The sequence below is a fragment of the Arthrobacter sp. OV608 genome (assembly GCA_900110595.1).
GTDB lineage: Bacteria > Actinomycetota > Actinomycetes > Actinomycetales > Micrococcaceae > Arthrobacter.
This window is the reverse complement of record FOEZ01000004.1, coordinates 61889-82824: the sequence shown is the minus strand read 5'-3', so window position 1 is coordinate 82824 and position 20936 is coordinate 61889. Positions and strand designations below refer to the sequence as shown.

20 protein-coding genes are annotated in these 20936 nt (G+C 66.1%); 16 read left to right on the top strand and 4 right to left on the bottom strand.

Going from position 1 to position 20936, the window contains the following annotated elements:
• Nucleotides 1–42: 42 nt before the first annotated feature.
• Nucleotides 43–1209, bottom strand: coding sequence for a pyridoxal phosphate-dependent aminotransferase (locus BMX78_RS06965; RefSeq protein WP_170850721.1), 1167 nt, complete (start codon nt 1207–1209; stop codon nt 43–45).
• Between the two features lie 113 nt (nt 1210–1322).
• Between BMX78_RS06965 and truB the strand changes: the two genes are divergently transcribed.
• From truB to BMX78_RS06915, 10 genes are all read left to right on the top strand, one after another.
• Nucleotides 1323–2327, top strand: a complete 1005-nt coding sequence (truB, locus tag BMX78_RS06960; protein ID WP_091418499.1) for a tRNA pseudouridine(55) synthase TruB — start codon at nt 1323–1325, stop codon at nt 2325–2327.
• 2 nt (nt 2328–2329) lie between these two features.
• A complete protein-coding gene (locus BMX78_RS06955; protein WP_091418140.1) occupies nt 2330–2683 on the top strand; it encodes a hypothetical protein in 354 nt (117 codons plus the stop codon).
• A 22-nt stretch (nt 2684–2705) separates the two neighbouring features.
• Entirely contained in the window at nt 2706–3164 is a 459-nt protein-coding gene (locus BMX78_RS06950; RefSeq protein WP_091418497.1) for a hypothetical protein, read from the top strand.
• Between the two features lie 132 nt (nt 3165–3296).
• Nucleotides 3297–4280 (top strand): bifunctional riboflavin kinase/FAD synthetase, encoded by a 984-nt coding sequence (locus BMX78_RS06945; protein WP_091418137.1) that lies wholly within the window; start codon nt 3297–3299, stop codon nt 4278–4280.
• A gap of 90 nt (nt 4281–4370) precedes the next feature.
• Nucleotides 4371–5225, top strand: a complete 855-nt coding sequence (gene kynA, locus BMX78_RS06940) for a tryptophan 2,3-dioxygenase (protein ID WP_091418136.1) — start codon at nt 4371–4373, stop codon at nt 5223–5225.
• Nucleotides 5222–6505, top strand: coding sequence for a kynureninase (gene kynU, locus BMX78_RS06935; RefSeq protein WP_091418133.1), 1284 nt, complete (start codon nt 5222–5224; stop codon nt 6503–6505). The genes kynA and kynU overlap by 4 nt, the downstream gene beginning before the upstream one ends.
• A gap of 217 nt (nt 6506–6722) precedes the next feature.
• On the top strand, nt 6723–6992 hold the full coding sequence (rpsO, locus tag BMX78_RS06930) for a 30S ribosomal protein S15 (RefSeq protein WP_013600532.1): 270 nt from the start codon (nt 6723–6725) through the stop codon (nt 6990–6992).
• Between the two features lie 243 nt (nt 6993–7235).
• Entirely contained in the window at nt 7236–9497 is a 2262-nt protein-coding gene (locus BMX78_RS06925; RefSeq protein ID WP_091418495.1) for a polyribonucleotide nucleotidyltransferase, read from the top strand.
• Nucleotides 9498–9622: 125 nt separating this feature from the next.
• Nucleotides 9623–10966 carry a M16 family metallopeptidase gene (locus BMX78_RS06920; RefSeq protein WP_091418132.1) on the top strand — a complete coding sequence of 448 codons (1344 nt, stop codon included), beginning with the start codon at nt 9623–9625 and terminating at the stop codon, nt 10964–10966.
• Between the two features lie 156 nt (nt 10967–11122).
• Complete coding sequence (locus BMX78_RS06915) at nt 11123–11641, top strand: DUF1579 family protein (protein WP_091418130.1); 519 nt, start codon at nt 11123–11125, stop codon at nt 11639–11641.
• A gap of 68 nt (nt 11642–11709) precedes the next feature.
• On the opposite strand, the gene BMX78_RS06910 is transcribed toward BMX78_RS06915, so the two are convergent.
• The 3 genes from BMX78_RS06910 to moaA all read right to left on the bottom strand — a co-directional run bounded on the left by BMX78_RS06910 (nt 11710) and on the right by moaA (nt 15497).
• Entirely contained in the window at nt 11710–13776 is a 2067-nt protein-coding gene (locus tag BMX78_RS06910; RefSeq protein ID WP_502686279.1) for an HNH endonuclease signature motif containing protein, read from the bottom strand.
• 327 nt (nt 13777–14103) lie between these two features.
• Nucleotides 14104–14370, bottom strand: a complete 267-nt coding sequence (locus tag BMX78_RS06905) for a MoaD/ThiS family protein (RefSeq protein ID WP_091418129.1) — start codon at nt 14368–14370, stop codon at nt 14104–14106.
• Nucleotides 14371–14375: 5 nt separating this feature from the next.
• On the bottom strand, nt 14376–15497 hold the full coding sequence (gene moaA / locus BMX78_RS06900) for a GTP 3',8-cyclase MoaA (protein WP_170850720.1): 1122 nt from the start codon (nt 15495–15497) through the stop codon (nt 14376–14378).
• Nucleotides 15498–15815: 318 nt separating this feature from the next.
• Here moaA and BMX78_RS06895 point away from each other — a divergent pair, with 318 nt between their 5' ends.
• From BMX78_RS06895 to dapB, 6 genes are all read left to right on the top strand, one after another.
• Nucleotides 15816–17246 (top strand): molybdopterin-dependent oxidoreductase, encoded by a 1431-nt coding sequence (locus tag BMX78_RS06895; RefSeq protein ID WP_286138853.1) that lies wholly within the window; start codon nt 15816–15818, stop codon nt 17244–17246.
• A 20-nt stretch (nt 17247–17266) separates the two neighbouring features.
• Nucleotides 17267–18580, top strand: coding sequence for a molybdopterin molybdotransferase MoeA (locus BMX78_RS06890; RefSeq protein ID WP_286138830.1), 1314 nt, complete (start codon nt 17267–17269; stop codon nt 18578–18580).
• Entirely contained in the window at nt 18568–19062 is a 495-nt protein-coding gene (gene moaC, locus BMX78_RS06885) for a cyclic pyranopterin monophosphate synthase MoaC (RefSeq protein WP_091418121.1), read from the top strand. Before BMX78_RS06890 ends, moaC begins: the two co-directional genes overlap by 13 nt.
• Complete coding sequence (locus BMX78_RS06880; protein ID WP_091418119.1) at nt 19059–19589, top strand: MogA/MoaB family molybdenum cofactor biosynthesis protein; 531 nt, start codon at nt 19059–19061, stop codon at nt 19587–19589. The genes moaC and BMX78_RS06880 overlap by 4 nt, the downstream gene beginning before the upstream one ends.
• The gene (locus BMX78_RS06875) at nt 19579–20061 is read left to right on the top strand and encodes a molybdenum cofactor biosynthesis protein MoaE (protein WP_091418116.1); all 483 of its coding nucleotides are present in this window, start codon (nt 19579–19581) and stop codon (nt 20059–20061) included. The genes BMX78_RS06880 and BMX78_RS06875 overlap by 11 nt, the downstream gene beginning before the upstream one ends.
• 102 nt (nt 20062–20163) lie before the next feature.
• Entirely contained in the window at nt 20164–20934 is a 771-nt protein-coding gene (gene dapB / locus BMX78_RS06870; protein WP_091418114.1) for a 4-hydroxy-tetrahydrodipicolinate reductase, read from the top strand.
• The last annotated feature ends 2 nt before the right edge of the window (nt 20935–20936 follow it).

Here is a 20936-nt window from a genome sequence, read left to right as displayed (position 1 = left end):
CGCGCTAACGACGAAAGCCGCTCAGAGGCGCTGCATCCTTCGTCACACCCGTTCGGGAAGCCTGGACAGTCCCTCGAGCAGTTCCTCCCGCTTGCCGCATAGCGCAATCCGCACCCAGCCCTCGCCAATGGAACCAAACGCCGTCCCCGGTGCGAGGGCAACACCTGAGTCGGCGAGGAAGCGCCGGACCCAGGCCCGGACGTCGCCGCCGCTGACATGGGACACATCCGCCCAAAGGTAGAACGCGCCGTCGGCCTTCAAATACGGAATACCCTTTGAACCGAGCACCGCGGACGCCGCGTCCCGGTTGGCCCGGTAGTGTTCGTGCGCGTGCCGGACGTAATCCTGGGGTCCGGTAAGAGCTGCGATAGCGGCGTACTGTGACGGCGATGCCACGCACGAGACAATCGACTCCATCACATTGTTCATTTTCTGCTCCAGGCCTGGCGGGCACACCAAGGCGCCGATCCGGAGCCCCGTGAGGCCGTACGTCTTCGACAGTGTCAGGGAGGTGAAGACACGCGCCTCGCCCGGCAGTTCGCCGTCGAACCTCGCCGGACTCACGTGCGGCACATCGTAGGTGAACGCCTCGTAGCACTCGTCCGAGATCACCCACAGATCGTGGCGCCGTGCCAGCTCCACGAGTTCCCGCGTCAGCTCTTCCGCGAGGACCGCGCCCAGCGGATTGGACGGGGAATTCAGGACCAGCACCCGGGTCCGGTCCGTGATGAGCGCCTCGATATCTTCGGTCCTGGGCTGGAAACCGTGGTCCGGGTAGAGCGGGTAGCCCACCGGGACGGCGTTCAGGAGCCGGCTGGTCATGGCAAAAGTGGGGTAGCCCGGGTTGGGAATCAGGATCTCGTCGCCGGGGGAGAGCAGCAGGCTCATGGCAAGGTGCAGGCCCTGCTGCGCGCCGGCCACCACGTACACCCGTTCAGCACCAATTCTGTTGTTGTGGCCGACGCCTGCGCGTTCCCGGAAGCGCGCCGCGAACGCCTCGCGCAGCGCCGGGACGCCCGCATTGGGGGTGTAGTTGGTTTCGTCCCTGTCCAGGCAGGCGATGCCTGCGTCGAGGACGTGGCGCGGGAGCGGGAACCCGGGCTCGCCGATGCTGAGGACCAGCGCGCCGGGGGTGCGCCACGCGGCCTCGGTGATCTCACGGATCTGGTTGACGGGCACGTCGCGGACATGGGCGGCAAGCTCAGGCATGCCTGCCATCCTAACCGGCTCTTTGCTGCACAAGCCGCTGCAGGTGTCGGCCGCCAGCCGGGGCCGGAAGGGTGTGGGCCGGGGCCGGGACCAGCGCCGATATACTGGGAAGCGTGCTTTCTGGACTGGTGATAGTGGACAAACCGCAGGGATGGACCAGCCATGATGTGGTTGGCCGGATGCGGCGCATCGCCGGTACCCGGAAAGTGGGGCATGCCGGCACCCTCGATCCGATGGCCACGGGCGTCCTGGTGGTGGGCATCAACAAAGCAACCCGCCTGCTCACCTACATTGTTGGCACGTCCAAGACGTACACCGCCACCATCCGCCTTGGACAGTCCACCGTGACGGACGACGCCGAAGGTGAAGTGACTGCCACGGCTTCCACTGCGGAGGTGGCTGAGCAGGCAATTCACGACGGCGTCGCCGCCCTTACCGGTCAGATCCAGCAGGTGCCCAGCAGCGTCAGCGCCATCAAGGTCAACGGTGAACGTGCCTATGCCCGCGTCCGCTCGGGGGAAGAGGTCACGCTCGCGTCGCGCCCGGTCACCATCCACCGGTTCGAGGTGCACAGCATCAACAGGGACGCCGCGGCGGACGTGGTGGACCTGGACGTCACCGTGGAATGCTCGTCGGGGACCTATATCCGTGCGCTGGCCCGCGACCTCGGCCATGCGCTGGGAGTCGGGGGACACCTCACAGCCCTGCGGCGCACGCACGTTGGACCGTATTCGCTGGAGCAGGCGCGCACTCTTGAACAGCTTGCCGAAGAGCTCAACGTCCTCGACATGGCCGATGCCGCAAGGGCGCTGATGCCCAACCGCGAACTCAGCCCGGAGGAAACCACGGAGATCTCTTTCGGCCGGCGGATCGCTGCCGGCGCCGCCCCCGGAAGTTCCGCCGCAGCCACTGCCGAGCATCCTGCCGCTGCCTTCGCCCCGGACGGAAGCCTGGTGGCACTGCTGGCCGACGCCGGCAGCTTCGCCAAACCCGTGCTGGTGTTCGCACCCGGGACCGGCGGACCCTCAAAGGTGCCGGGCAGCACCGACGGGCCTGGCAACTCCGACGGGCCGGGCACCACCGACAGGCCGGGCACCGGCACTTCCGGGGCGGCCTGAGCGTGGACGCGTATTTCTACATCATCCTGGTGGTTGGTCTGATCTCCACCGGGACCTGCCTGCTGGCGGGCATCCTCAAGAAAGCCCCGAACGACGTCACCATCCTCTCGGTGGCGGCCGTCGAGGTGGCACTGCTGGTGTACCTGGTGGGATCCATCGTGCGGGTCATCGCCGGCGAACCCATCGCCGGGGAGGCCTGGGAGTTCTGGGGTTACCTCGCCACCGCCATGCTCCTGCCGCCGGCCGCCGTCTACTGGTCCATCCTGGAACGGACCCGGTGGAGCAACTTTGTCCTTGCCGCTGTTGGCGTCACCGCACTGGTGATGGCCGCCCGAATGAACCAGATCTGGTACTGAAGTGGAAGAAGAAGCACCAAACGTGAAAAACCAGAACTCCGAAGCCCCGGCCAAGGGCGCAGCCGCCAGCGCTACCGGTGCCAAGAACACCCGCAACACCGGGCCGGGGCGACTGCTGATCGCGGTCTACGCGGTCTTCGCCATTTCAGCCACTGCCCGCGCCGGGTACCAGATCCTCACCAAGTTTTCCGAGGCGCCGCTGGCCTACCTGCTGTCCGCCTTCGCCGCGCTGGTGTACGTGGTGGCCACAGTGTCCCTGGCCAAGCCCGGCAGCACATGGTTCAAGGTCTCTGTCGCCGCGGTCCTGGTGGAACTGGTGGGCGTGCTGGTGGTGGGCGCCCTGAGCGTGTTTGACTCCGTCCAGTTCCCGCACGAGACCGTCTGGTCGCTGTTTGGCCGTGGCTACGGATTCATCCCGTTGCTGCTGCCCATCCTGGGCCTGGTGTGGCTGTACCGCCGCCGGCCCTCATTGAAGGCATGACTGCCAAGGGGCCGGGTTCCCGCAGCCGGCCCTTGGCAAAGCCGCACCTCTGAGTGCGGGTAATCTTTAGAGAGTTCCGTGGCCGGTACGGTCCTGAACGTTGATACTTGCACGCAGTTAAAGGCGAGGGTGATGGTCTACATCTGGAACGATCCGTCCGAAGTCCCGGCGGACTTCGGCCCATCTGTTGTCACCTTCGGCAACTTCGACGGCGTCCACCGCGGCCACCAGCAGGTGCTGTCCGAGCTGATCCGCACCGCCCGGCTCACCAGGTCCAGGTCCGTGGCAGTCACCTTTGATCCCCACCCGGCCCTGATCCACCGCCCTGAGTCGGCACCTGAACTGATCATGGGGCTTGAGGACAAGCTTGAGGCGCTGGGCGAACTGGGTTTGGACGCCATCCTGGTGATGAAGTACTCCCTGGACCTCGCCAGCCTCACCGCGGAAGAGTTCGTGGAGCAGTTCGTGGTGGACTGCTTGCACGCGAGCCACGTGGTGATCGGCCACGACGCCCGCTTCGGCCGCGGCAATTCCGGCGACCTGGACACCATGAAGGCCCTGGGCGGGAAGTTCGGCTTCGACGTCCAGGTGATCAGCGAGTTCGGCTCGGAGGGCTACCCCCTGCATAGCGACGACGGCACGGACCGCCGCTGCTCCTCCACCTGGGTCCGCGAAGCCCTCCAGGAAGGGGACGTGGCCACCGCGGCCGCAGTGCTGGGCCGTTCCCACCGGATCCGCGGCGAAGTGGTCCACGGCGCTGCCCGCGGCCGCGCCCTCGGATTCCCCACCGCCAATCTCTCCTCCAACGCCAGCGGACTCATCCCCGCCGACGGCATCTACGCCGGCTGGCTCGTGGACCAGGCTGGGACACGGTGGCCCGCGGCCATCTCAGTGGGATCCAATCCCACGTTCGACGGCGTGAGCCGGCAGGTGGAAGCGCACGTGATCGACCGCCCGCAAGAAGCGGTGGAAGACTTCGATCTGTACGGCCAGACAGTAGTTGTTGAATTTGTGGCCCGGCTCCGGGGCATGGTGGCCTATCGTGGGCCTGAGGCGCTGGTGGACCAGATGCGCCTGGACGTGGTCCAGGCCCACAACCTCCTGGCCAGGCGCTGACGGTCCGAACGTCGGCGCCACAGGCAGGAAGCGCAGGCAGGAATTCCAGCCAAGCCGCAGGCGACAAGCGCAGGAGCGAAAGGCAGTACCGTGTCCGTTGAGAAGAACACCAGGAAACTGGACGAAGGTATTGTCCGCGATTTCAGCTCGAGGATGAGCTACGCCTCCTACCTGCAACTGCCAACCCTGCTCAGCGCGCAACACCCCGTCAGCCGGCCGGAACACCATGACGAGATGCTGTTCATCATCCAGCACCAGACCACCGAGCTGTGGCTGAAGCTGGTACTGCATGAGCTGCGCAGCACCGCGGCGTGGCTGCGGGACGACGACCTTGGTTCGGCGCTCAAGGGCATCGCCCGGGTCAAGCACATCCAGAAAACCCTCACCGAACAGTGGTCCGTGCTGGCCACACTGACGCCAACCGAGTACTCGCAGTTCCGCGGGTTCCTGGGCCATGCCTCGGGATTCCAGTCCAGCCAGTACCGCGCCGTGGAGTTCATCCTCGGCAACAAAAACGGCAAGATGCTCTCGGTCTTCGAGTCCGATCCCGAAGCCCACGCCATGCTGGAGCAATTGCTCAACGCGCCCAGCATCTACGACGAATTCCTGGCCTACCTGGCGCGGCAGGGCTTTGAGGTTCCAGAGTCCGTGCTCAAGCGGGACGTTGCCCTGGCCCATGAATTCAGTCCGGAACTCGTTCCGCTGTTCAAGCACATCTACGAAAATGCTGCCGACAACTGGGCCGCCTACGAGGCCTGCGAGGAACTGGTGGACCTGGAGGACAACTTCCAGCTGTGGCGGTTCCGGCACCTGCGCACTGTGCAGCGGACCATCGGCATGAAGTCGGGGACCGGCGGGTCCAGCGGTGCCGCATTCCTGCAGAAGGCACTGGAACTGACGTTTTTCCCGGAACTATTCGCCGTCAGGACGGAGATCGGCCAATGAGCATCCAGCAGCAGCCCGTGGCAGGAAACGCGGCGGCAGGAAACGCAGAAAGCGCGGAAGCATCCCTGAAGCAGCGCGCTGCCGTGCTGGACCGGCAGGACCCGCTGGCGCACTACAGGAACCTCTTCATCGGCACTGACAAGCCGCTGTCCTACCTGGACGGCAACTCGCTGGGCCGGCCGCTGAAGCGGACCGTGGAGGACACCGGCGCTTTTATCCGGGACGGCTGGGGCGGCCGCCTAATCCGCGGCTGGGACGAGGAATGGCTCGAGCTGCCCCAGGCCATCGGCGACCAGCTGGGACGGGCCGTGCTCGGCGCGGCTCCGGGGCAGACCATCATCGCCGATTCCACCACGGTGGTCCTGTACAAACTTATCCGCGCAGCCCTCGCGGCCGTTTCCGACCCGGACCGGAACGAGCTGGTACTGGACACCGAAAACTTCCCCACGGACCGCTACCTTGTCGAGGGCATCGCCCTCGAGGAAGGCCTGACCCTCCGCTGGATCGAAACAGATCCCGCGGCCGGGGTGACCGTTGACCAGGTCCGCCAGGTGACAGGGCCGCGCACCGCCGTCGTACTTTTGAGCCACATCGCCTACCGTTCCGGCCATTTGGCTGACCTGCCGGCCATCACCCAAGCGGTGCACGACGCCGGTGCGCTGGTGGTGTGGGATCTTTGCCATTCCGCGGGGTCTGTGGAGCTGGACCTGGACGGTGCGGGCGTGGACTTTGCTGCCGGCTGCACGTACAAGTACCTCAACGGGGGGCCGGGGTCGCCCGCGTTCGCGTACGTCAACCACCGGCACGTCGGCACACTCAACCAGCCCATTTGGGGGTGGATGGGACGCAAGGATGCGTTCGAAATGGCGGCCGGGTATGAGCCTGCTCCCGGCATCCGCGGATTCCTCAGCGGGACGCCGGCAATTTTTGGGATGCTCGCCATGCGCGGCACGCTGGACCTCATCGAAGAGGCAAGCATGGCTGCCATCCGGGAGAAGTCAGTGCAGCTGACCACCTTCGCCATCGAGGTCTTCGATGCCTTGCTGGCCCCGTTGGGCGTGGAGCTTGCCACGCCGCGGGGACCGGGGGAGCGGGGCAGCCACATCACCCTGGACCATCCCGCCTTCAGCAAGGAGACGGTGGCGGCGCTGTGGGATGACGACGTGATCCCCGACTTCCGCGCCCCGCACGGCATCCGCGTAGGGCTGTCGCCGCTGAGCACCAGCTTCGAGGAAGTCCTGCACGGGATGTCGGCGATCCGGGACCGGCTGCTGCGCTAGCTGGGTGCCTGCCTCGACTGATTGCCTCCTTGGCGGGCCCTGTTTCGACAAGATTGGGACGGGGCCGGTAAACTGGACGATGGATCCGGCTGCAGTCCGTGGCGGCTGGTTCCTGCCGCGCGCGGCGCTGGCCAGGATGTCCTGGTCCGGCTGCAAGCGGCAGACCCGGCAGTGAGTTTCTGACCTGGGCCCTCACGGCACATCCCTAGGAGTTATTGTGGCACTTGACGCCGCTGTAAAGCAGTCCATCATCAAGGAATACGCAACCGGAGAAGGCGACACCGGTTCACCGGAGGTCCAGGTTGCGGTCCTGACCCAGCGGATCAAGGATCTGACTGAGCACATGAAGGAGCACAAGCACGATTACCACACCCAGCGCGGTCTGCTGGCCATGGTTGGTCGTCGCAAGCGCATGCTGAGCTACCTCAAGAAGACCGACATCGCCCGCTACCGTTCGCTCATCGAGCGCCTCGGCCTGCGCCGCTAGTCGGACTTAGGGGCGGCCCTTTCCATCGCGGAACGGGCCGCCTTCTTCAAATGAAAATTTAAACAGGAGGATCAACCGCATCACGCATTCGCGGTCCTCGGTAGTGATCCCCGGGAACGGCTTCGTTGATTGAAGCCGGCGGCCCGTGGGTCTCGATCGATGACCGGGTGCAGGGCCAGTAGACAGATGCTGGCCGGGTTGATGCGGCTGGACTTCCGTCAAACAGAAACGGAGGTGACTCTCTTGGAGGGTCCCGAAATCCAGTTCTCGGAAGCAGTCATTGACAATGGCCGTTTTGGCAAGCGCGTAATCCGCTTCGAAACCGGCCGCCTTGCCAAGCAGGCAGCCGGCGCAGCCATGGTGTACATCGACGATGACACCGCACTGCTGTCCGCCACCACTGCCGGCAAGCACCCGCGTGAAGGCTTTGACTTCTTCCCGCTGACGGTCGACGTCGAAGAGCGCATGTACGCCGCCGGCCGCATCCCGGGCTCGTTCTTCCGCCGTGAAGGCCGCCCGTCCACCGAAGCCATCCTGGCCTGCCGCCTGATGGACCGCCCGCTGCGCCCCGCCTTCATCAAGGGCCTGCGCAACGAGGTCCAGATCGTCGTGACCGTCCTGGCGATCAACCCTGACGAGCTCTACGACGTGGTGGCCATCAACGCCTCCTCCATGTCCACGCAGCTTTCCGGCCTGCCGTTCTCCGGCCCCATCGGCGGCGTCCGCGTTGCCCTGGTCGCCGACGAAAACGGATCACAGTGGGTTGCTTTCCCCAAGCACTCCCAGCTGGAAAACTCCGTCTTCAACATGGTGGTTGCTGGCCGCGTTGCCGGTGACGACGTCGCCATCATGATGGTTGAAGCCGAAGCAACCGACAACTCCTGGAACCTCATCAAGGAACAGGGCGCCACCGCCCCCACCGAAGAGGTTGTCTCCGAGGGCCTCGAGGCTGCCAAGCCGTTCATCAAGGCACTCTGCGACGCCCAGGCGGACCTGGCTGCCCGCGCAGCCAAGCCCACCGTTGAATTCCCGGTCTTCCTGGACTACGAAGACGACGTTTACGCCGCTGTTGAAGCCGCTGCCGCCGAGAAGCTGGCTGCCGTCTTCCAGATCGCCGACAAGCAGGAGCGCGACAACGCTTCGGACGCCCTGAAGGACGAGGTCACCTCTTCCCTGGCTGGCCAGTTCGAAGGCCGCGAGAAGGAGCTGTCCGCAGCATTCCGCTCGGTCACCAAGCACGTGGTGCGCCAGCGCATCCTCAAGGACCAGATCCGCATCGACGGCCGCGGCCTGACGGACATCCGCCAGCTCACCGCCGAAGTTGAGGTCCTGCCGCGCGTTCACGGTTCGGCCATCTTCGAACGCGGCGAGACCCAGATCATGGGTGTCACCACGCTGAACATGCTGAAGATGGAACAGCAGATCGACTCGCTGTCGCCGGTGAAGACCAAGCGCTACATGCACAACTACAACTTCCCGCCGTACTCCACCGGTGAAACCGGCCGCGTGGGCTCGCCCAAGCGCCGCGAAATCGGCCACGGTGCCCTGGCCGAGCGCGCGCTCGTGCCGGTCCTGCCGTCCCGCGAAGAATTCCCCTACGCCATCCGTCAGGTATCCGAGGCCCTCGGATCCAACGGTTCGACGTCGATGGGTTCCGTCTGCGCCTCCACCCTGTCCATGCTGAACGCCGGTGTGCCCCTGAAGGCCGCCGTCGCCGGTATCGCCATGGGCCTGGTCTCCGACCAGGTGGACGGTCAGACCCGCTACGCGGCACTGACCGACATCCTCGGCGCTGAAGATGCCTTCGGCGACATGGACTTCAAGGTTGCCGGTACCTCCGAGTTCGTCACGGCCATCCAGCTGGACACCAAGCTCGACGGTATCCCCGCCTCAGTGCTGGCAGCAGCCCTGAAGCAGGCCCGCGAAGCACGCCTGCACATCCTCGAGGTCATCAACTCGGCCATCGACACCCCGGACGAGCTCTCCGAGTTCGCACCGCGCGTCATCGCCGTGAAGATCCCCGTGGACAAGATCGGCGAGGTCATCGGCCCCAAGGGCAAGATGATCAACCAGATCCAGGAAGACACCGGCGCCGACATCTCCATTGAGGACGACGGCACGGTCTACATTGGCGCCACCAACGGTCCGTCTGCAGAAGCAGCACGCTCCGCCATCAACGCCATTGCCAACCCGCAGGTCCCGGAAATCGGCGAGCGTTACCTGGGTACGGTCGTCAAGACCACCACCTTCGGTGCCTTCGTGTCGCTGACCCCGGGCAAGGACGGCCTCCTGCACATCTCCGAGCTGCGCAAGCTGGCCAACGGCAAGCGCGTGGACAACGTCGACGACGTTGTCTCGGTGGGCCAGAAGGTCCAGGTGGAGATCACCAAGATCGACGACCGCGGAAAGCTCTCGCTCGCCCCGGTGGTTGCCGAGGAAGAAGGCGCCGAGGTAGAGACCGAGCGCGCCCACACCACCGAACCTGCTGAAGGCGCTGACGTCTAACAGCTCCGGCTTGCGGGCCAAGCCCGCAGCACTTGTATGAATCGGCGGGGCCGGTGGATGATCCACCGGCCCCGCCGCTGTTACGATGGCAGCCAGATCCCGGCTGCCCCTTTTGAAAGGCCTCAATGACTGTTGTACCCCTGCCGCTTGAGCAGAACCACCGCGGCGACACCCTGGTCCACGGTTCCGACGGCGGCTCCGAGGTCCGGCGTTCCGTGCTGCCCGGGGGAGTGCGGGTGCTGACGGAGGCAATGCCGGGGCAGCGGTCTGCGACCATCGGTTTTTGGGTGGGAGTGGGTTCCCGGGACGAGGCTCCCGGACAGCACGGATCCACCCACTTCCTGGAGCATCTCCTGTTCAAGGGGACAAAGCGCCGAACCGCCCTTGAAATCGCTTCCGCCTTTGACGAGGTAGGCGGTGAGTCAAATGCAGCCACTGCGAAGGAAAGCACCTGCTACTTCGCCCGCGTCCTGGACTCGGACCTGCCCATGGCCATCGATGTCATTGCGGACATGATCACCGGAGCGGTGCTGGACCCGGCGGAGATGGAGCAGGAACGCGACGTCATCCTCGAGGAAATCGCGATGGACAGCGACGACCCCACCGACGTCGCACACGAACACTTTGTCTCCGCTGTACTCGGCAACCATCCCCTGGGCCGGCCCATCGGCGGCACGCCCGATGCCATTAAGGCCGTTGCCCGCGACTCCGTGTGGGAACACTATCAGCGGTATTACCGGCCCGATGAACTGGTGATCACCGCTGCCGGGGGCCTGGAGCACGACGTCGTTTGCAACCTTGTGGTGGACGCCCTCGAGTCTGCGGGCTGGTCGCTGAAGGCTGACGCCGCGCCCGTCGAGCGCCGTTCCACGGACCGGGCCCTGATCACCGGGACCGCAGGCCTGCACGTGGTCAAGCGGGCGGTGGAGCAGGCGAACATCATCATGGGCTGCCCCACCATCGTCGCCACCGACGAACGCCGCTATGTCATGAGCGTCCTGAACGCGGTTCTGGGCGGAGGCATGTCCTCGCGCCTGTTCCAGGAGATCCGTGAGAAGCGCGGCCTCGTTTACTCCACGTATTCCTTCGCGTCCTCCTACGCCGATGCCGGGTACTTCGGCATGTACGCCGGCTGCACCCCATCCAAGGTGCGCCAGGTCCTGGACCTGCTGTCCATTGAGTTGGAGAAGCTTGCCGAGCATGGAATTTCCGACGACGAGCTCCGCAAGGCCGTAGGCCAGCTCTGTGGCGGCATCGTGCTGGCCCTTGAGGACACGGGCTCGCGGATGTCCCGGCTGGGCCGGGCCGAACTCGTCTCCGGTGAGTACCAGGACATCGATGAAACCCTGCGGCTCATCAAGGCTGTGACGGCCGAGCAGGTCCAGGACCTTGCGGCGGAGCTGGCTGCGGCACCCAGGACCGTGACTGTTGTGGGACCCTTTGAGGAGACCGAGACTTTCGGGCTCTAACCGGGCAAACCGCGGACCTGGCCGGAACAGCTGGATTTGGCACGAACGGCTTGATTCAGCAGGAACGGCTTGATTCAACACGAACGGCTTGATTCAGCAGGAACGGCAGGACCTGGCCGGTGACCGGGCAAGGCTTCAGTTCTGGAGGTGAGGGATGTGGAACGGATCCCTCCCGGCCGCGCCCCGCGGGCCCTGGCAGGATTCCTGGGCCACTGGCGCGGGAGTACCCGGTTCGCTGCTGGTGCCTGGGGCCCCGAGCGAACTGTCGATGCCGAGGTGACGTACACCCCGGTAGCGGGCGGGTCCGCGGTGGTGCAGAGCTATAGTCACCGCGAACCGGACGGGACGCATTTCGAAGGCCATGGCATCTTCACGGTCGATCCGGATCATCAGGACGTTTTCTGGTACTACGTGGACAATGCAGGCCCGGCACCGGCGGCTGCGGTCCGGTGCACATGGCACAACGGAGCCCTGCGCGTGGAGCGCCGCGGCGGTGCCGGGTGGACCCGCCATACGCTGCGCGTGGATGGCGACGTGCTGACGCATGTGACGGAGCTTCGTACCCGTGGCGACAAGGCCACGGGGGACGGCGGGATGCATGAGGAAGCGGGAGTGGCCGACGGGACTGGCTCTGCCTACGTCCCGTTCATGAGCTCGTCGTTCCAGCGGAGCTGACGTTTTCAGAGCAGCTTCGGACTTCAAAACAGAATCGGACTTCAGGCGACTCCAGATTGCCGGCGGCTTCAGGAGTTAATCATGTCCCGCTCCCACTTCCGCTGCCACTCTTTGAGCGGGTCTTTGGGCAGTTTCGGCGGATGGGCGTAGAAGTCGTCCCAGATGGGATCGTCGCGCGAGAAGTCGTAGGGATCGTCAAGGTCGTCATCGACTGGCTCTGCAAAGGGCGGGTTGAAGCCCTGGAAGTCCATGGATCCACTTGATTCCGTTGCGGGTGGATCTTGAGCAGGCGTCAGGAATCCAGTCATGTCGATTGCACGGGTCAGAAGTCCTGTTGTGTCGATTGCACGGGTCAGGAATCCTGGTGGTTCCGTTCCCGGTGCATCCTTTGCACGTGTCAGGAGCCCGGTTGTATCCGTTGCACCCTTCAAGAGCCTGGGTGTTTCCGGCGCACGCGTCGGGAGCCGGGCTGTATCAGTTGCGCGGGTTAGGTGTCCGGGTGGCCATTGGGGTGGTTCGTGGTCGGGTTGTTCGGCTTTGTAGTGGCGGCCGGTGGGTGAGGTCCAGCCGGGTTGTTCGGTTCCAGTGGCTGGGGCGGGTTCCCAGCCACTGTTGTGTTTGAGGCGGTGGTGTTTTGGGCAGAGTTGGGCCAGGTTGCTGATCCCGGTATGTCCGCCGTGCTGCCAAGCGGTGAGGTGGTCTGCCTCGTTGTCGAGGGATGGGTTGTTGCAGCCGGGGAAGGTGCATTTGCCGTCCCGGAGCTGCAGTGCTTTTTTCATGGCTTTGGTGAGCCGGTAGCTGGTGCGGCCGATTTCCAGCGGTGCGCCGTCCCGTGGGTCGACGAGGACCCGGTAGAACGAGGTGGCACCGTTGGCGACGAGTTTTTTGGCCATCGATGCGGGGATGGGGCCGTAGCCGTCCAGGTTCGCCGGTTCGTCCGTGATGTCGAAGAGGGCGAGTACCGGGACGGTGACCAGGACGTCCGCCTTGGGGACCGGGACGTTGCCGAGGTCCGCGTACCCGTTGCCGCCGTTGTACTCGTCCTCTGCGGCGCCGGGGGACTCACGGTCGGCGGCGCTCTCGTACTCGGTGGTGCCGGTGGTGGTACCGGTGTCGGTGTCGTTGATGTCGGCCGGCGTAAGCGAGGCCAGCCCGATCGTGTCCTGGTCGCCGTCTCCGGTGGCTACCGGGTTGCCTTGTCCCTCGTTTCCTTCGCCTGTGGTGTTTTGTGCTGTGCTGGTTCCGTTGGTGTTGGGTGTGTTGGTGTGGGTGAGGGCGGGGCCGGCGCGGAGGAGGAGGTTGGCGGCGATGTCGGGGCGGAGTTGGGTGATGGTGCGGGGTTCGTTGGGGCCTTGGAGGCCGCGGGCGATGGCGGTGGTGCGGTTCCAGATGGCGGAGCCCTGATCCGCGGGGACGTAGAGGGAAACCCAGGCCATGCCGTCGCGGTCCGGGGTGTATTCCATCCTCCGGTCCGCGGCGCACTTGGTGTGGCGCTTCTCCAGGGATTCGGGGTGGTGGCGTTCGCGCCAGTTCCGGACCCTGGTGCGGAACCGCGACGGGACGAGTTCGCCCGCGGCGGCTCCTCGGGCCGGGTGAGGGTTCAAGACATGCTCGACGAGGGCGGCCGCGCCAGTGGGGTCGAGGCTGTTGGTTTCGTCGGCGATGATTTTGGCGTGCTGCCAGGAGATGGCCCCGGCGGTGAGGGCGTCCATGGCCGGCGGCAGGGCGGTCAGCTGCCGGGATTGGGTGATGAGTGCCCCGGCGGCGGGGGAGCTGATGGTCAGGACCCCGGCGATTTCCTCGACCGCGGACATCTCCGCGTAGGTCCGTTCGTGCACGGGCGCTTCCGGCGGGATCATCGCATGCTGGATCTCAATAGCTTCGGCGGCGTCCCGGGCCTTCACCGCGGCGATCTGGGCTTCGAGCTGCTTCGTCACCGCCATCCGCTCGAGCCGGATCTCATACCGGCGCTGCAGCACATCCAGAACAGCTCCGCCACCGGTAGCGGCCCCGGCACCGGCGCCGGCATCGGCATCGGCTTCCAGCCGCTGATCTTCGAGGAACAGGGCATCGAGCCTCGCGGTGGAGGCATGAATGCCTTCCATCGCTGCCGCCGTGCCCGCGCCGTTTCCCATACCAACATCATCTATCGAGGCACTGACATTCCGAGGGGCAACGGCTGACGGACAGACCGCTGGAGTCGGCGCGGCGGGAAGCGGCGCGCCGGCGTTGATCTCCGTGCGTCCGGTGCCGTTTTCCATACCAACATCATCCATCGAGGCACTGACATTCCGACGGGCATTGACGGACAGGCAGACCGCCACGTCAGGCGCAGGTGCTTGGGCAGGGAACAGCGTTGCCGCGCCGATTTCCTCGCCTCCTGCGCCTATGTTCATACCGACAGCATCCATCGAGGCACTGACATTCCCTGCCCGGGAGAAGCCTCCGCGGGGAAAGTACTCCTAGCCGCCGGCGAACGGAGGCAGCACGTCCACCACGTCGTCGGCCTTCAGCACAACAGCATGGTTCCGCACGGCCACTTCATTCAGCAGGAAGCTGCTCCGCGACAGGATGCGGGGCAGCGGCGGGGTTCCGGCAGGAGGCGCAGGCCGCTGGACGGAAAGCACAGCGTCCAGCAGGTCGGCAACAGTGGCGCCTGGCGCCAGCTCGAAGCGCTCTTCCTCCACGCCTGCCGCAGCGCGTGCGGCAGCGAAGTATCGTACGTTCAAATGTCTCAGCCCCCGATGGCGCTCATGCTGCGGTCCGGCTGGACGAAGTCCGGAGCGTCAAGTCCCACGTGGTCCATTCCGTGAGCTTTGGGCTTGAGCCACATGGCGTCCTGCCAGCGCTGGGCGAGCGCGTCGTCGCTTGCGCCCGAGCGCAGCAGGCCCAGCAGGTCGAATTCCTCACGCGAGAACAGGCAGCTCATGATCTTGCCTTCGGCCGTGATCCTCGTCCTCCGGCAGTCCGAACAGAACGGTTCAGTCACAGAGGCAATGATGCCAACGGTCCCCAGCAGCGGGCCGGAGTCAGACCCCGCCGCCCGCCGTCGTACTTCAAAGCGTTCCGCAGGGGCACCATCGCGGGCGCGGGGATCTGGGCTGAGGACAAAGTCGCCGGACAGCAGCGAGCGGATCTCCGCAGCAGTGATCATGTTCCGCCGCGTCCAGCCATGGTCAGCATCAAGCGGCATCTGCTCGATGAACCGCAGCTCGTAGCCGCGGTCCAGGGCCCATGCCAGCAGTGATGGCGCCTCGGCGTCGTTGATGCCGCGCATGAGGACTGCGTTGAGCTTGACCGGGCCCAGGCCTGCAGCCCAGGCCGCGTCCACGCCGGCCAGCACCTGGTCCAGGAACGGCCGCCGGGTCAGCTTGGTGAAAGTCTCCTCGTGCAGGGAGTCCAGGGACACATTGATCCGGGTCAGGCCGGCCGCCTTCAACGCGGCCGCCTTCTTTGCCAGGCCCACGCCGTTGGTGGTCATGGAGATAGGCAGCTCAGGATGATTGCTGCAGAGCGAGGCGATGATGTCCACGAGGTCGTGCCGCACCAGCGGTTCACCACCGGTCAGCCGCAGTTCACGCACGCCCAGCTGCTCAACGCCGATCCGCACAATCCGCACGATCTCCTCCGCCGACATCACTGCCTGCTTCGCGAGCCACTCAAGGCCCTCAGCGGGCATGCAGTAGGTGCAGCGAAGGTTGCATTTGTCCGTCAGGGAAATCCTCATGTCCGTGGCGCGGCGGCCGTAACGGTCGGCCAGCCCGGCCGGAGCATCGGCGGGGCGCGCACCGGGTACGGAGGGCAGCGCTGCCCCCGCATCTTCCCGTGGCTGGGGCATGCCTAGCTGGACACTCATGAATTCAGGCTACGCCACAATGGGCTCCGCATCACACCGTGACCGTACGGGCGGCGGCAGCAGAATCCGCGGCCCACGACCGGCGCCGCGGGCAGCCAGCGAACCTAAGCTGTAGGTGTGAACAGCTCCCAGCCACAGCATGCAGCGAACGACGGCGTGACACGGCTTCCGGAGCGCCCGGTGCCTTCGGTGCCCCCCGGGCCGGTCCCGCGGCACCGCGTGTGGCCCGCCGCCGCCGCCGCGGGCGCCGTTGCGGTGGGCAGCGCGGTGGTGCTTGGAGAAGTTCTGGCCGGTATTTTCAGCCCGGCGCTGTCACCCATGACAGCGGTTGGCGGCGCAGTCATCGATGCCGTTCCACCCGGTGTGAAGGACTGGGCGGTGGCGCTGTTCGGAACGGCCGACAAGCTGGCACTCCTGGCTGGCATGGCCCTGGTCATTGCCGCGCTGGCCGCGATGGCGGGAATAGTTGAAGACCGGCGCCGATTTGCCGGCATCGCCGTCGTTGGCCTCTTCGGGCTGGTGGGGCTGGCAGCCGTCCTCACCCGGGCCCAAGCCAGCTTCAATGCGATGGCCTTGCCGGTAGTCACTGCCGTCATTGCCGGTGCGCTGCTCAGGTTCCTGATTCGGCGGCTGCAGGAGTGGACGGGCAGTGAGCGTACCTCCGATACGGATGCCGCGCCTGCCCGCCGTCGTTTCCTCCAGGCCCTGGCAGGCGGGGCTGCCTTCACGGTGATCGGCGGGGCGCTGGCATCGCTCTGGCGCGGCGCCGCAGCGGCCGCCAGCGAAGCAAGGAGCCGCGTGGCGCTGCCGGCACCCGCCTCAGCAGCACCGCCCATCCCGTCCGGAGCCGAGACCGGCCTGGATGGAATGCAGCCCCTGGTCACGCCCAACCCTGACTTCTACCGCATCGACACCGCACTCACCGTTCCTGCCCTCGATCCGGATACCTGGGTCCTCAAAGTCACCGGAATGGTGGACAGGGAAGTTGAGCTGTCCTTCGCCGATCTCGTGGCGAAACCCCTGATCGAGCGCCACGTGACTATCGCGTGCGTGTCCAATGAAGTGGGCGGAGACCTGATCGGCAATGCGCGCTGGCTGGGCTGGCCCATCCGCGAACTGCTGGCACTCGCCGGGCCACAATCCGGCGCGGATATGGTGCTCTCAAGGAGCACGGACGGCTGGACCGCCGGCACCCCGCTCGAGGTCCTCACCGACAACCGGGATGCGCTGCTTGCCGTCGGTATGAACGGCGAGCCCTTGCCTCTGGAGCACGGATTTCCCGTCCGGCTGGTGGTGCCTGGTCTCTATGGCTACGTGTCCGCCACCAAATGGGTTACCGAGCTGAAGGTCACCAGGTTCGCGGACGACGCCGGTTACTGGACTCCCCGCGGCTGGTCTGAGCGCGGACCCATCAAAACGTCGTCCAGGATCGATGTCCCGCGCGATGGCCGTGGGGTGAAGGCCGGAATTGTGATGTTCGGTGGCGTCGCCTGGGCGCAGCACTCCGGCATTGGGAAGGTGGAGCTCCGCGTGAACCGGGGCGCGTGGCAGCAGGCGGAGCTGGGCGAAGGCATCTCGGTGGACACCTGGTACCAATGGAAGGTGGGCCTGGAGCTGGCAGCAGGCCAGTACGAAGTCCAGGTCCGCGCAACTGATCTCACGGGCCGGGCCCAGGACGAACAACGCAGGCCGCCAGCCCCGGACGGAGCCACCGGGTTCCACACCATTAGAGTGGACGTGCAACCCTGATGGCTACCGAAGGCGGAACCATGACCAGCCTGCAACCGCATGGAACGTCGCTGTCCGGGACGTCCCAACCCCCAACCTCCCACCCGGCGCGGCACCAGGAAAAGCACCACCGGCACCAGGCGCGATCCGTGGCTGAGCACGCGGCCGCCGTCGCCGAACTGCTGCAGCCGCTGCGGTCACCGGGCCGCACCGAAGTGCTTCCGCTGGGCGAGGCACTTGGCCGGGGCCTGGTCAAAGACGTCACCGCCCCCATCAGCCTGCCGCCCTTCGCCAATTCCCAGATGGACGGGTACGCCATCCGTTCCGCTGACCTGCCCGACGACGGCGGCGAGCTGCGCGTGATGCGTCCCGTTCCCGCCGGCGCCAGTCCGGACGCCCTCCAGCGCGGCACAGCCGCCCCGATCATGACCGGAGCCATGCTGCCTGAGGGGGCCGACGCCGTCGTCCCCATTGAGCGGGCCGTTCCGGACCGTTTCCTGCCGCCCACCAAACAGTCCACGGCGCAAGCAACGGTGAAGCTGCCTGCGGCAGCCCCCGGCACGTACGTGCGGGAAGCCGGCAGCGATGTGCAGGCCGGCCAGACCGCCCTGGGGGCGGGCACCTTCCTGGGCCCGGCCCAGCTGGGACTGCTGGCCGCGTTGGGCATCCCGGAAGTGACTGTCTACCGGGCCGTGACGGTCCTGCTGGTCACCACCGGTGATGAAGTGGTGGAACCGGGCCAGGACCTTCCCGCCGGCAAGATCTATGACTCCAATGGCACGCTCCTGGAAACTGCGATGCGGCAGGCGGGCCTCGAGGTCCGCCGGGCGGGCATTGTCACGGACAACCCGGGAAAGCTGCGCGAGCTGCTTCGCGCCGAGGGAGCGGCGGTGGACCTCATCGTCACCACCGGCGGGGTCAGCAAGGGTGCCTACGAGGTGGTCCGGCAGGCCATGGAAGACCAGCCGGTGGAGTTCCTGCACGTGGCCATGCAGCCGGGCGGCCCGCAGGGAATCGGCACCTTCGACGGGCAGCCGTTCCTGGGATTCCCCGGCAACCCGGTCAGCTGCCTCGTCTCCTTTGAAATGTTCCTGCGCCCTGTGCTGGGCCGCCTGCTCGGCGCTCCCGCACCGCGCCTGCCGATTCGCGCCCGCCTCGGACAGCCGCTCACGTCTCCCGAAAACAAGCACCAGGTCCGCCGAGGTACATTGCAGCCTGACGGCACGGTTGAGTTGCAGGGCGGGGAAAGTTCACATCTGATGCATGCGCTCGCCGGTTCGAACGTGCTGCTTCACGTTCCGCAGGGAGTGGCCGAACTCGGGGCAGGAGCGGAGGTGGAAGTATGGATGCTGTGAATGCAGAAAAATCGCCGGCCGCGCTGACGCACCTGCGCCAGGACGGCAGCGCCCAGATGGTGGACGTCTCCGCCAAAGCCGAAACCACCCGCGAGGCCACCGCCACCGCCACGGTTCGCACCACCGCAGAAGTCATGGGCCTGCTCGGTTCCGGTGGACTGCCCAAGGGCGATGCCCTCGCCGTGGCGCGGGTGGCCGGAATCATGGCCGCCAAAAAGACCCCCGAACTAATTCCGCTCTGCCATCCGCTTCCGCTGTCCAAAGTCACCGTGGACTTTGACCTTGCCGCGGAATCCGTGTCGATCCTCGCCACGGTCAAGACCAGGGGAGTCACAGGCGTGGAGATGGAGGCCCTCACCGCAGTGTCAGTCGCTGCGCTGAGCGTCTACGACATGATCAAGGCGGTGGACAAGCACGCCGTCCTGGACGACATCAAGGTCCTGGCCAAGAGTGGCGGCAAAAGCAGGGACTGGACACTGTGAGCACCTCGAGCACGCTTAACGCCCCCGAGCCGCACCGCCACGGCGACGTACTGGGCCGGAAGGCCGGCGTCGTGATCGCCTCCACGCGCGCCGCTGCCGGAATTTACGACGACGAAACCGGCCCCGTGATCAGCGATTGGCTGACCGAACACGGCTTCGACGTCTTCCCGGCCATGGTGGTGCCCGACGGCGAGCCCGTGGGCGCCGCGATCCGCGCACTCCTCACCCAGCGGCCCGCCGTCGTGATCACCAGCGGCGGAACTGGCCTCAACCCGGACGACCGTACGCCGGACGTCACCCTGCCGCTCCTGGACCGCGAGATTCCCGGCATCATGGAAGCGATCCGCCGGGCCGGGGCAGCCAAGACTCCACTGGCCGCGCTGAGCCGTGGCTACGCGGGCGCGGCGGGCCATACTTTCATCATCAACCTGCCCGGATCACCTAAGGGCGTCATGGACGGACTGACCGTCCTGGACCCGGTCATCGGGCACCTCTGCGACCAGTTGGAAGGCGGACATGGGCACTGAAACATCATTCGAGGTGGTCAACGCGGTCCTCAGCGCGGAGCCCATCTCCGTTGACCAGGCCATCGCGGCGGTTGAAAGCGACACCGCGGGCGCGGTGGTCAGCTTCAGCGGGGTGGTGCGCAACCACGACGGCGGCAAACCGGTTGAGCGCCTCAGCTACAGTGCGCACCCCACGGCACACCAGGTGATGGCCGACGTCGTTGCGCAGCTGGTCGCTGAACAATCGACAGCCGGCAGCTCCGGCGGGGAAAGCGGCGGGTCCGTGCAGTCCGTCCGGATCTGGGCGGCGCACCGGATCGGCATGCTTGAAATCGGCGACCCGGCGCTGGTGTGTGCCGTGTCCGCCGCCCACCGGGGGCAGGCATTTGCCGTCTGCTCCGAGCTGGTGGACCGGATCAAGGAGCAGGTTCCCATCTGGAAGGAACAGTTCTTTACCGACGGAACCGTCGAATGGGTCGGCGCAGGCAACTGACCCTGTTCCCTCCAGGTTCTGTCCAGTCCGCAACGGCTCATGCGAGGTAACGCACACTCCCCGGTTCCCGCGCGGCTGGAGCCCGCCGGTAGGCTTAACGGCATGACCGAACAACTCTCCGCGCCCTTGCCCGTTGCCGTGCTGGGTGCGAACGGGCGCATGGGCGCCGAAGCCGTAAAAGCCATCGAAGCCGCGCCGGATATGAAACTGGTCGCAGCCCTGGGCCGCGGAGATTCACTGGACCAGATCACGGCAGCAGGTGCCCGCTTTATGGTTGACCTGACGGTGCCGGAGAGCACCGAGGCCAACGTCCGCTTCGCCGTTGAACACGACATCCACGCTGTCGTGGGCACCACCGGCTGGGACGCTGCAAAGCTGTCAGCGCTTGAGGACCTGCTGGCCGGCCACCCGGAGACCGGCGTGCTGATCGCCGCCAACTTTGCCCTTGGCTCAGTCCTCGCCTCGGCTTTCGCTGCGAAGGCATCCAAGTACTTTGAGTCGGTGGAGATCATCGAACTACACCACCCGGACAAAGTGGATGCGCCCTCCGGTACCGCCGTCCGCACCGCGGAGCTCATCGCCGCAGAACGCGCCGCTGCCAACGTTGCGCCGAGCCCCGATGCCACCACCAGCGAACTCGCCGGTGCCCGCGGCTGCGAGGTGGACGGTGTCCGTGTCCACAGCGTGCGGCTCCGCGGCCTCGTGGCCCACCAGGAGGTCCTGCTCGGCAGCGCCGGCGAGCAACTGACCCTGCGTCACGATTCTTTTGACCGCGCTTCCTTTATGCCCGGCGTGCTCCTTGGCCTGCGTAAGGTGGCCTCGCACCCCGGACTTACGGTGGGCCTGGACGGCTACCTGGACCTGGGGCTGTAGCC